This is a genomic window from Flagellimonas onchidii (assembly GCF_004804315.1).
In the GTDB taxonomy this organism is placed as follows: domain Bacteria; phylum Bacteroidota; class Bacteroidia; order Flavobacteriales; family Flavobacteriaceae; genus Flagellimonas; species Flagellimonas onchidii.
This window is the reverse complement of the sequence record NZ_SRXX01000031.1, coordinates 1-10825: the sequence shown is the minus strand read 5'-3', so window position 1 is coordinate 10825 and position 10825 is coordinate 1. Positions and strand designations below refer to the sequence as shown.

13 protein-coding genes are annotated in these 10825 nt (G+C 34.9%); 7 read left to right on the top strand and 6 right to left on the bottom strand.

The window, feature by feature from the left end; genetic code table 11:
* Positions 1 to 105: 105 nt before the first annotated feature.
* The 3 genes from E4661_RS18430 to E4661_RS18420 all read right to left on the bottom strand — a co-directional run bounded on the left by E4661_RS18430 (position 106) and on the right by E4661_RS18420 (position 2822).
* Positions 106 to 393 carry a hypothetical protein gene (locus E4661_RS18430; RefSeq protein ID WP_136468939.1) on the bottom strand — a complete coding sequence of 96 codons (288 nt, stop codon included), beginning with the start codon at positions 391 to 393 and terminating at the stop codon, positions 106 to 108.
* Between the two features lie 122 nt (positions 394 to 515).
* Entirely contained in the window at positions 516 to 782 is a 267-nt protein-coding gene (locus tag E4661_RS18425) for a helix-turn-helix domain-containing protein (protein WP_136468938.1), read from the bottom strand.
* Positions 783 to 1301: 519 nt separating this feature from the next.
* Positions 1302 to 2822: a tyrosine-type recombinase/integrase gene (locus E4661_RS18420; protein WP_136468937.1), complete on the bottom strand. Its 1521-nt coding sequence runs from the start codon at positions 2820 to 2822 to the stop codon at positions 1302 to 1304.
* A gap of 50 nt (positions 2823 to 2872) precedes the next feature.
* Here E4661_RS18420 and E4661_RS19335 point away from each other — a divergent pair, with 50 nt between their 5' ends.
* Positions 2873 to 3055, top strand: a complete 183-nt coding sequence (locus E4661_RS19335) for a hypothetical protein (protein WP_205728984.1) — start codon at positions 2873 to 2875, stop codon at positions 3053 to 3055.
* 89 nt (positions 3056 to 3144) lie between these two features.
* Here the strand turns inward: E4661_RS19335 and E4661_RS18415 are convergent, their stop codons facing one another.
* Complete coding sequence (locus tag E4661_RS18415) at positions 3145 to 3420, bottom strand: hypothetical protein (RefSeq protein WP_136468936.1); 276 nt, start codon at positions 3418 to 3420, stop codon at positions 3145 to 3147.
* Between the two features lie 187 nt (positions 3421 to 3607).
* Here E4661_RS18415 and E4661_RS18410 point away from each other — a divergent pair, with 187 nt between their 5' ends.
* The 4 genes from E4661_RS18410 to E4661_RS18395 are packed head-to-tail and all read left to right on the top strand — an operon-like array spanning position 3608 to position 6359.
* On the top strand, positions 3608 to 4174 hold the full coding sequence (locus tag E4661_RS18410) for a hypothetical protein (RefSeq protein ID WP_136468935.1): 567 nt from the start codon (positions 3608 to 3610) through the stop codon (positions 4172 to 4174).
* Between the two features lie 16 nt (positions 4175 to 4190).
* Entirely contained in the window at positions 4191 to 4406 is a 216-nt protein-coding gene (locus E4661_RS18405; protein WP_136468934.1) for a hypothetical protein, read from the top strand.
* Positions 4407 to 4408: 2 nt separating this feature from the next.
* On the top strand, positions 4409 to 5776 hold the full coding sequence (locus E4661_RS18400; protein ID WP_136468933.1) for a sodium:solute symporter family protein: 1368 nt from the start codon (positions 4409 to 4411) through the stop codon (positions 5774 to 5776).
* Between the two features lie 49 nt (positions 5777 to 5825).
* Complete coding sequence (locus tag E4661_RS18395) at positions 5826 to 6359, top strand: methyltransferase domain-containing protein (protein ID WP_205728983.1); 534 nt, start codon at positions 5826 to 5828, stop codon at positions 6357 to 6359.
* Positions 6360 to 6472: 113 nt separating this feature from the next.
* On the opposite strand, the gene E4661_RS18390 is transcribed toward E4661_RS18395, so the two are convergent.
* Positions 6473 to 6880, bottom strand: coding sequence for a hypothetical protein (locus E4661_RS18390; protein ID WP_136468931.1), 408 nt, complete (start codon positions 6878 to 6880; stop codon positions 6473 to 6475).
* Positions 6864 to 9587, bottom strand: a complete 2724-nt coding sequence (gene mobF / locus E4661_RS18385) for a MobF family relaxase (protein ID WP_136468930.1) — start codon at positions 9585 to 9587, stop codon at positions 6864 to 6866. The genes E4661_RS18390 and mobF overlap by 17 nt, the downstream gene beginning before the upstream one ends.
* A gap of 299 nt (positions 9588 to 9886) precedes the next feature.
* Between mobF and E4661_RS18380 the strand changes: the two genes are divergently transcribed.
* The gene (locus tag E4661_RS18380) at positions 9887 to 10264 is read left to right on the top strand and encodes a hypothetical protein (protein WP_136468929.1); all 378 of its coding nucleotides are present in this window, start codon (positions 9887 to 9889) and stop codon (positions 10262 to 10264) included.
* Positions 10265 to 10409: 145 nt separating this feature from the next.
* On the top strand, positions 10410 to 10664 hold the full coding sequence (locus tag E4661_RS18375) for a hypothetical protein (protein ID WP_136468928.1): 255 nt from the start codon (positions 10410 to 10412) through the stop codon (positions 10662 to 10664).
* Positions 10665 to 10825 lie beyond the last annotated feature (161 nt).

Sequence of the window (10825 nt, the reverse complement as noted above, 5' to 3'; positions counted from 1 at the left end):
TTTGGCAAGTTCTAATAATCCTAACTTTGGTTTGATGATCTTTTCTTCTGTACTCATCTGACAAATCTAATTTAAGGGTTAAACTAATTTATTAAGATTGTCAGATTAAGTCTTAACTATTACAACTACACTAAAGAATTCATCCCATTCCTTGGGATTGTAAGGCTTCAATGGCTTAACGTCTTTTCTGACACCCCTCCAATATTCCAATACCTTAAATTCTGAATTGCCTCTTGTAACCAATTCTTCAATTTCATCCTCAGATTTTAAATATGCAAAAACATGCATATCATCTTCGTGGTCGATTTCACCAACTTTGAAAATTACCTCAGTTTGTATACCATCGTCATAAAATTCAACAATAGCATTGATATAGTTTCTTTCTTTGACCAATTTTTCATCTCCTTGTGTATTAGAGAAGCAAAGAAAAGAGAAGTTAAACGCCTAAGCTTTTGGGACTGCCGTTTAAGAATTCTCTTTTCTTGCCTTTCTCCAGTTGGGAAATAGTTTAATGACTATTCTTTATTTTGATGAACCTGAAACAACAGGTTGTCATTTAGAGCCTTCTCTGTCGTACCTTCTGGTGTTGGCAGATTATTATCGTTGGCCACGATAGTCATCTGACTTTCTAACGCATCAACCCAGCAATACAAATGGAAAGATGAAGGTGTTCTCACCCCACATTCCCATTTACTGACCAAACGGTCCGCCACACCCAACATATGATTCAGCTCGTCTTGGGTTACACCCAATTCCAACCGACGTTGAACTAGCAGCTTCACAACTTCTCTTAGAAAGTCATTTCTAGTTTTAAACGGGTAGTTAAAGTTCATATTCATGGAAACCTCCTATCTACGCTTGGTTTAAAACTCTGTTGTCGGAGAGCATACGCACCCAAAAGTTAAGTTTCCATAAACAAGAATCTGTTTTCTCAACTTTAAGTTGCATTATGTAATTAATACATAGGTTTAGGAGGGTACAAAAAATTGACGAGTACCATTGATTTTCACTCAATCAACATTAAAAATCCTGATTCTCTCAAAAATCAACTCAGTCGAGTGCGTACATCAGAGTGTAATGAGGCCTTATTTCCTTGTCCAATATTCAATCATAAAAGGAAAAGCATATGATCAAAACCATCACCAACAATAATGTTATTTTAATTGACCCCGATGAAGAAGCGGAGGTTGTAGCCCAACTACTTCTGAAAATGAACGCGTTTGCATCCATTAAAACAGCAGAAATTGCGACTACCTTGGATAAAGTCACTCAATACAGAGAGCGCAAAGCTGGACGATTTCCTAAGTTAATCGCTTTAAATCATCATGGCCGTAGGAAAGCTTATAGACTACAGGATTTGAAAAACTGGCTGGAAGACCCTGAGAATTATCAACAAGATTAGGAATTCCGTTTATTGGCTTTTGTTCATGATTTTGAAAAATACTGGAACGAATAGTATCAAAACTAGGGACACTCTCCACATTTTGACTCTTTATGATTAATAAAAGTGCTCTGTTGAGAGTGTCCAGAGCCATTTTCTTTTCAACATCATATGAATAATGATCATAAATTCCCGTGACATCTGATGTTGTGTGATTCAGAACCATTGACGCATAATCCCTGCGGCCAAAAAGTCCAGCTATCAATGTTGCTCCAGTCCTTCTTAAATCATGAGGGTAAAATGGTTGGGCTATTCCCAATTTCTCAAAATGATGACGAAATACTTGTGATAATGTCCAAACCTTAAATGATTTTGCGTTATCAGTTATTTGCTGGCTACGACCATTATATTTATCGCAAGCAAATACGTGCTCATTATTCCCATTAAAAATTCTGGCTTCATGTAATATATCCATCGCCAAACTAGATAAATGAACACGATGCATCCGTCCGTTTTTAGAAGTCGGCATTGTCCAAATCCTTTCAATCATATCAATATCTTGCCAACGCATTGTCCGCACTTCAACAGTACGGGCAGCAGTACAAAGCAAAAATTTCAACGCCAAGATTAAAATTCTAGCAACGGGAAATCTTTCGATATTATGCCAAAACTGATAGATTTCCTTTGGACTTAAATGTCTTGTTCTTTTCCTTTTGGGAACATTAGCCTTTATACCAATGCATGGGTTATATGCCTGTTCCAACAAAAACAAACTGGCTCCGTAATTGAAAAGTCGCTTGGTGTACTTTAGAAGACTGACTGCCATTGAAGGTGAATTGTTTTCAATTTTTTTTCTCACAGCCATTGCAATATCTTTTGACGTTACTTGAGAAATTCGTTTGTTGATTATTTTATCACCCAATCCATTCTTGATAATCCGATATTCATTGTCATAGGTTTTTTTGCCTGTTTTCATGGAGTGGTCAACATATAAATCCAATAGCTCAGAAAGTGTAATATCCTCTTTTTGGCGTTGGATTCTTTGACGTTTTTCCTCTACTGGGTCTGCTCCAAATTCAATATTGAGTTTCATATCGACATAGAGCTGTCTTGCTTCACTCAGTGACATTTTCGGGTAACGCCCTATGGTGATTTTCCTTGACCGTTCATTTGATTGGTACTGAACAATCCAACTTTTTATGCCCTTTGGTGTTACACGAAGACCAAATCCTCTTAATCCATCAAACCAAAAAATCGTGTTTTTCGAGACATTCTTGATTTCTTCTATGGATTGATGATTAAGTATTATGGTGTTTTTTCGGGGACTCCCACGTCCCTTTTTTTCCTCCGTGGATGTTTCCGTGGCTGTATTCAGGCCGATATTCTGTGAAATCTCTTGAAAACTCATGAAAGACCCCTTTCTAAAAAATTGAGCTGCCATATGATTTTTTGGATTTATTTATAGGGGTTTACAGTGCAATATGTACGCACATGAAATCAAAAGAAGTGGCGGTCCCAGCAGGATTCGAACCTGCAACCTATTGCTTAGAAGGGAGTAGTATTTTAACTTCTACACAGACCAACTTCTTGTTCCTAAACCATTTTTATAAATCCATCAAATCACAAATAGTTTGTGGTTGTTTTTATGGCATTATTATAACCTGTGTAGAATAACTTGTAAATTCCTTTTCGTAATTTGAACTAGTATCTGAGGGTTTAAATAATGTCAAAAAATAAGGACACCTCGGTGAAAAATGGGAAGTTCATCGAGTAAGCCTTCTCTCGACTAAAAATTCTAGTCCGAAGGGATCCTTAAACTTCATGGTATAAATATCCTCTTCAATTAAATTCGCTCCCCTGGTAGTCAATTCCTTTTTGCTTTCTTCAAAATAATCAGTTGTAAAAGTGAGAATGTCAGAAGATTCTTTTGTTAAAAGCAATGGGGAATCGTTAAGACCTACTTTGATTTGCAATAGTGTCTCGTAATATTGTTTAGCGGCATAGCCACCATTTGTATTAATAAATGGAAAATAATTCATGCCATATGAAATAAAGACCTCTAAATTACTGTTTTTAAAGTTTCTAAGGCAATAGTTTCGAAAAACAATAACTGTTTAGTTTATTTCTTTGAATTGTAACTTTTTAATAAAATAAGCACTAATATTACAGGATAAGGCAAACTAGCTGATTTTCACTCAAGATATCCGTTACATCAATTTTTCATTTATGGCAGAAGAAAATTCAAAGGATGAAGAAGTTTTGTCCGATAAAGAGAAAATCGAACAATCAGCTCCCAATGAAGAGGAGCATCTAAATTACCAAAACAATGAAAAAGGAAATCAAGAGAAGTTTTTTTTAGCTCTGGATGAAGCCAATAGATGGTCACGACATGTTGACAATTATTTTTGGGCTATCTCGTCTTTTGTAGTGAGTGGCCAAGTTATAATCGCATACCATTACTATAATTTACAGGAAGGTAGTATCATTTTATTGATTCCTTTGTCAATGATAATAGGCTGGATTCTTTTTAATCAATTTATCAGAAATACAAAATCACAACTCAAATACCTAAACAAGGTAATAAATCGATATGAAAATTGCCTAGGAATTGATGTTGTTCCTAACTTTGAAAAACCAGGTACCGAAGGATTTGACTTTCTCAAGTTGATGACTATCATGTATCCTTGTTCGGTAATATTTTGGATTATAATTTTTCTAATAAAAGTCATAGGTTTGCTTAGTTTCAAGCATCTGTGTTTATTTTTGGAACTATTATTGTTATTTACTGGTTAATAAAAGAAAATGTACCATGAAAAAAAATAAAATAATTGAATTAACACCAAAAGAATTTAGATGTGCAGGATTAGGTTGTCCGTCAGTTTTTTCCAATGAAAATGGTGAGTTATTTGTAATCGGTGAGTTCTCAGATATTGATGAATTACCAGAACAAATAAGAAATAAAGTGGGCAAAGGGGAAAGTGTCGTGAAAATACCTAAAGGCTTAATTACTGGAATAAAGTTCTAAATATGGATACAGGTGTCGGCATAGCGTTAGGAATCTATTTCGCAATCCTAATTGTTCTTACTTTTTTGGCAAAAAGTAATACGGCTTCCGATTTTCTTCGTGCTTCTAATTCAATTGGTTGGCGCGGAATGTCCATTTCCTTATTTGCATCTTTATTTTCTTCTTACAATCTAGTTGTTGGGCTTACTTTTACTTATCTATTTGGCCCTTGGGTTTTACTTGTATATATCGGTGCTTTTATGGCTTTTTATGTCATATACGTTCTTATTAAAAAACAACGCGAAAAGGGGGTGAATGATACCAAATTCAATTCAATTATAGACTATGCGAATATTGAATTTGGATTAAAAAATGCCAAAACACTTAATGTTTCGTTAGCGATTATATTATTCATATTCATCTCCTTACAATTTTTTGTAAATTCTACTATTTTCTCAGAGCTAATAGGGTGGAATAAATATATTTCAACCATATCGGTAGGTGTTATAGTTCTAATCTATACATTTATTGCAGGTCTTAAAGTGGAGATTTACACTGATATTTTCCAAGGAATACTGATGTTTTTATTTCTTGGATTGGCTATGTATGTAGACTTTTCTTCAATTACTATTTCTTCTATTAGTCCAAAATTATTTGACACAAATATTATTCTAGGAGCAGTAAGTTTTGCAATAGCTCAATTTTTGACAATTCTAGTTCAACCTGAGATGTGGCAAAGATATTATGCTGTTAAAAACACTAAGGAAATCAAAAAGGGAATTTTTGTTTCATATGGATTAATAACAGTTTTTATTGTTCCGATTATCTTAATAGGCTTATCCGCTTTTGTTAATGGGGGAGTAGATAATCCACAAACATTGTTTTACGATATTCTAAGGCAGACCTCACCTAAAGGTTTTCTTCCATTTATTTCGGTTGCTATGTTTGCGGCATTCATGTCTTCAATTGACTCTTCTTTATTTGCTGTTTCTTCACAAATCAGCAAATTTGGTTTGCTTACAACCAGGTCAGATGAGTTCCATGAGAATGATGAGCAAAAGGAAGTGAATAGAACCAGAATTACTATGATAATTATATCGATTATTGCTGTTTTAACTGCCCTATATCTTTCTAATTTTCTTACTTATGTGATACAATTAGTTTCGTTAACAACTGTAATATCGGTAGTACTCATTTATTCTAAGTTGTTCAAACTTTCAAAAGAACATATTTTTTTAGCTTTTATTTTTGCAATATTAAGTTTTGTCGCTTCTGCATATTCTGGCATCATTAATGATAAACCCGAATCCGTTCTATTCCCAAGTCTTTTTACATTTGGTTTCCTTGTTCTATCAAATATTTTTATTTCTTTCCGAAAATCGAGAACTTAATGATTGATACTTGAACATGTATAAATCAAAGAAGAATTACATAAAATTCTTGAAAGAAGATTACTTGAGAAGAGAGATTGCTTCACTAGAAGGCAAAGTGGTTCATGTTGGAAGTCCCAACGATGAAGACTACTCTTTTTATAACTTGTCAAAAGTTCGATTAATTGTAATAGATCCGAAAATTTCGAAAAATGCAAGCACAGAAAACAATAGTGTTGTTTTTGAAAAAAAAAGATTCGAGGATGCAAAAATAGAGGAAAATTCAATCGATTATATTGTTGGATCTTTTATCCTTTGCTCATTAAAAAATCCTGAAAAGTTTTTCCATCAAGCAAGAAAAATACTTTCAGAAAGTGGTAAGATGATTTTTTTAGAGCATAGTATATCCAATAAGCTATATGTGAGGTTTTTACAGGAAATTTTTACTATGGCCCACAAATTAATTGGTATTAAATGCAAGCCAAATAATGACCCCAACAAATTGATAATTCAGCAAGATTTTAAAATTCTAAGTTCTAAAAGCTTTTTGAAATCATTTGAACCTTATGTGTTCATAAAGTGCAAGCCAAATTATTCCCGCTAAAAGGCTAAACAACCCTTTTTATTATTTTCAAAAGGGAGCAAATAAAATTTGGAGTTCCTTTATTTATCTAGGTAAAAATGCAAGAATATTCAAGGTGTTATGAGTCTAATCAATTACTTTTCGTGTTCTTCTCTATCTTTCTTCCAAGAAATTTCAATTTCAATCACAAAAACTTTACTTTCTTCTACCATACTAGCATATCGTTCGTCATACTCAGTGATATTTTTGACCTTATGTTCGATCAGGCAATCATAGAGCTCTTCTAAACAATACCCTTTAATCGTTACTAAATGCGTTGAAAAAAAGATTTTGATAAATTGTAATTCATCTTCTTTGCCCATCCATGCTGATATGAAATGAGTATAATGAAAACATTGCCTTGACCCACCCTTTAGCCTGAAATCAATAGTTTTACTTTCTCCAAGTGCAAATACACTTAAATTTTCATCTTCTTGATAATTATCTTTGATCTTATCATTATTGGTAATGCTAAGACTTTTGAACTTATAGGTCTGGCTCATACTCCTTGTTTGGCTTTATAGTTTTTTCAAAATCAAGATTTTCTCTTACTATTTGAATATTTCTGGTTTTAGGAAATACGTCTGAACCTCCAATAAGTTCGGTTGCCCCTTGTCTATCTCCTGTTTTTTGGATTTGGGTCAGCACGCTTTCCTTATCGTCGGTATAAATCTGAACTCCTTCCCGACCACGCGATACTGAAACATAAAACTGTTTCTGATTACTGGCTGGAAAAGTTGTACTTGGTTGGTTAATCAGAACATGGTCAACAGTTTTCCCTTGGGCGATATATGAGGTGGAACAATAAGCATAATCTAAATTGCCAAAATCAGCGGGAAGGATAAATTCCTTGTTTTTGGATTTTGATTTTTTGTAAACCGTCATTCGACCTTCTTTATCAATTGAATTCACATTCAAAACTGTTCCGTTATTGATACGTTGTTTATTCTCATCAAAGCTGTTTTTGGTAATTCGGATTTCATCACCCTTGGACAAGGTGATTTCTCTTTTGCGATACACATCAAAATGAGCGGCGCGGGATAAATCTAAAATCGTGGTTTCTTTTTCACCACTCCTCAAGTAGACATTCTTATCTTCAATACGGTCAATTTCCGCCTTACCGCCTCTTTTTAGTCCCCTTAAATTTTGATGCGCTTGAATAACATCTCCTTTTTGGTATGACCTAGCATCTTTCTTTTGGGTATCAGTCAGGTGTAAATTATCCAATATTATTATAGATTTTTCTCGCTTGTAGACCTTACCTCTTTCTTTAAGACCCTTTCTGATTTCGGCGTTTACTTTTTGAGCTTGGTCTTTGGTTGGAGAAATCACCAAAACAGATTTTTTGCCATCAACAACTTTCAAATAATCATCGGTAAGCCTGTTGGAAATAGACGTGTAATCGATTTCTTGGATAGCATTCATATTTTCTAGTTGCTTGAAGCCGGAAAGTATATTTCCTTTACTAATATGTTCAACGGCAGCTTTATATCTATCTTCTCTCTGGCGATATATATGTTCCAAGCTGGCCTGTGGTATCTGTCCAACAGTTTTTAGTATACGCATCGCATCACCACGATTAACCGCAGAATGCTGTCTAGGGTCACCCGATAGAATAACCCTTGCATTGTTTTTCTGGGCTATTCCCAAAATATCGGCCATATCCTTTGTTCCCAACATTCCAGCTTCATCTATCCAAATCACTTGTCCTACAGATTGTTCTTGAAGTTTTTTGTCTTTTAAAAATCGAGCTACAGTATCCGTTTTTTTAAACCCTTCATTTTTTAATACCTCATGTGCTGCGTCTGCTGTTGGAGCTAACAGAATAACATTTTTTTTGTTCCTTTCGATTTCTCCGATAGCATATTTAATAAGAGTGGTCTTACCTGTTCCCGCTCCACCTCTAATCATGGTCAATCGGTCTTGGGATTTTAAAATATGGTCCATGGTAATTTCTTGCTCATAGCCTAAATATTTGTTCATTCCAGATTCATACAAAGGGTTGAACGGTCTAAACTTTCCTATACCTTTTCGGGCTAGCTCTACCATTTTTCGTTCTTCTTTTAGTACAAGAGCGGTGGTACATAAAAATTCATTTCCTGATTTTATTTTGAAAACCCTATCATCTTTCTTAAAAGCTTTATCCAGACTTTCCATTGAAATAACTTTATTGTCGATGGCATGTAGATAAGCTTCACTTAAGATTTGACGTTCTCGTTTTACTGATGAACGGGTGAATACATGGTCAATGGCATGGTTTATTGTTCTTTTAGTGGTAAGAGTTTTATCAGTAGTTCTAGTTTCACTTCTAGTAGTTTCCGCAATTTCATTTTCTTCAAGCTGCTTACGCCAGAGGACTTGTAGTTGAGGCATCGAAAGTGATTTCTGTTTCTTGCCTCTGGTCTTTGCTCCAAGTTTATCTAGCTCTGTTCTATTAACAATTCCCTTTTCCTTAGCTACCTGACCTATCAAATTGGTGCGTTTGCAAAAGTGGTCAATCGCTTTTTGAGGAACTACGGCTAATTCGAATCCACTTCTAGTTTTTCGAATGCCATAGCCCATTTTGGAAAGTGTATCAGCCAACCGTTTCTGAAAACGAGCTTGATAATAGGGCATATCTCTTTTGATATTATGAAACTGTCCAGCCTTATAACGATTCTCCACTTCATCATATGTCACATTGAAGGTGAAGCAATGGCAATGCAAATGAGGGTCAGGAGGATGTCCATCTACTGGTCGCGCTGTTTGGTAAATGAAATCTGTCCATAATAGGGAGTCCGTTGAACGGTCATCATATTGCCCTTGGGAACGGATACGGGTTTGCATATCCAATTCCATTTCATTCATAGTCTCATGAACAGACGTTTTAAAAGCTTGCATGATTTTGTCATCATCGCTCAATGCATGAACAATGGAAACCGATTTTGGAGCATGAAAGCTAATATCATACCCAACCCGTCTGTCTTTTACTGTACGGGGCGTTAAAGACCCGCCATCTTTGGGATTGATATTATCACACAGTTTTTCAAAAGTTTCTTTATTGACCAATTGCCCTTCAAGTCCCAACTTATGGGCAATCCTTCCATTGAATGTTCCGTTCAGTTCTTGGTCATTGATATAATAATCTGCCTTGGAAAGTGCATCACGAAAATAGCTTTTGGCATGCCCAGCCGTTTGGCTTTGAAACATTCGAATCATAAGTCCCCCCATAATTTATGTGCAACAGTCCTAATTACATGGGGGATGCTTTGAAAACTACGCACTGGAATAAGATGCCCTAATTTATAAAATATTGGATAGAGTTTCCCTCACATTTAAATTTTAGGTGCGTAGTCAACAAAAATCTCTTCTTTTACAACAGCCCTCAGTTGTTGATTTAGCTGATAACACCAACATAGGGATTTGCCTTCACTGGCCGCGCACCTAAACCGTGTGGTTTCGACCAAATCCTTTCTATATTGATGTTGATTTCGCTTCATCAACTGAAAACTGTAAAAAAGGAGTACATCATGACTACCAAAACACAAAAAACTGAAACTAAAGGAAAACGTCCTACCCACATGCTTTTTGTAAAATCAGAAGATTTCAATCCGGCAATTAACATCAAAATTGCAGCTATGTGGGAACACCAAAATGGAGAGGGTCTTAACTTCGGATTGGAAGAACTCATTCTTCGTCAAGAAAAAGATTCCAAGGGCAACAACTCACCATCATTATATGTGAATACGAAAATCTATGGTCAACCTTGTCAGGTAAAAATTGCAAGTTTTGAGCCTGCTGAAGATGATACTTTTAAAATGAACTTTGGTGATATGGTCGCTTTTAAAACAAAAGCTCGTGAAGAAGTAGTTGTTCAAACAACACCTAAATCACAACCCACACCTTAAACTTTAAGGGGGCTTTTGCCCCCTTACTTACTTTTAATTCAATTTTTCAATGACTCAAACAATCCTTAGTTTTATTATATATCCCAAATGAAAGTGGTAATCACCTTAAAGATGAACTCAAAATAGTCTTATCCAAATACGTTTTATGGCGCATAAATCCTTTTTTGAAATAAAAATTATTGGAAATCGTTCGAAAACGTCTGAAAATCATATTTATAGAGAAGTAACCTCGACTGAGGAGAACGCTTATAAAATTTTTGATAGAATTGATAGGGCTTATATTTTGACAAGATGGATTAAAAAATACCAAATCGCTAATATTTTATTGCAATACGCTACAGTTACTGGGGGTAAAATCTATTATACTACTTGGGAGAAAAAAGAATTCAAAATCTTATGATTTTACCATAGGCATTGCATAGGTAAAAGTTTGGTAAGTATTCTATGGACTTACCAAATTAAATTTGAACTTTTTTGTCATTATTTTCCCGTTCAACCCGCCCCGTCTTTTTGTGGGGGGCGATATTGAAGGAAAAATAATGTGTTAGGAGGCATGTTTGT

Coding starts and splice junctions, on each gene's coding strand:
- E4661_RS18420 (WP_136468937.1), bottom strand. CDS start 2,822: ATGGCAGCTCAATTTTTTAGAAAGGGGTCTTTCATGAGTTTTCAAGAG.
- E4661_RS19335 (WP_205728984.1), top strand. CDS start 2,873: ATGAAATCAAAAGAAGTGGCGGTCCCAGCAGGATTCGAACCTGCAACC.
- E4661_RS18415 (WP_136468936.1), bottom strand. CDS start 3,420: ATGAATTATTTTCCATTTATTAATACAAATGGTGGCTATGCCGCTAAA.
- E4661_RS18410 (WP_136468935.1), top strand. CDS start 3,608: ATGGCAGAAGAAAATTCAAAGGATGAAGAAGTTTTGTCCGATAAAGAG.
- E4661_RS18405 (WP_136468934.1), top strand. CDS start 4,191: ATGAAAAAAAATAAAATAATTGAATTAACACCAAAAGAATTTAGATGT.
- E4661_RS18400 (WP_136468933.1), top strand. CDS start 4,409: ATGGATACAGGTGTCGGCATAGCGTTAGGAATCTATTTCGCAATCCTA.
- E4661_RS18390 (WP_136468931.1), bottom strand. CDS start 6,880: ATGAGCCAGACCTATAAGTTCAAAAGTCTTAGCATTACCAATAATGAT.
- mobF (WP_136468930.1), bottom strand. CDS start 9,587: ATGGGGGGACTTATGATTCGAATGTTTCAAAGCCAAACGGCTGGGCAT.
- E4661_RS18380 (WP_136468929.1), top strand. CDS start 9,887: ATGACTACCAAAACACAAAAAACTGAAACTAAAGGAAAACGTCCTACC.
- E4661_RS18375 (WP_136468928.1), top strand. CDS start 10,410: ATGGCGCATAAATCCTTTTTTGAAATAAAAATTATTGGAAATCGTTCG.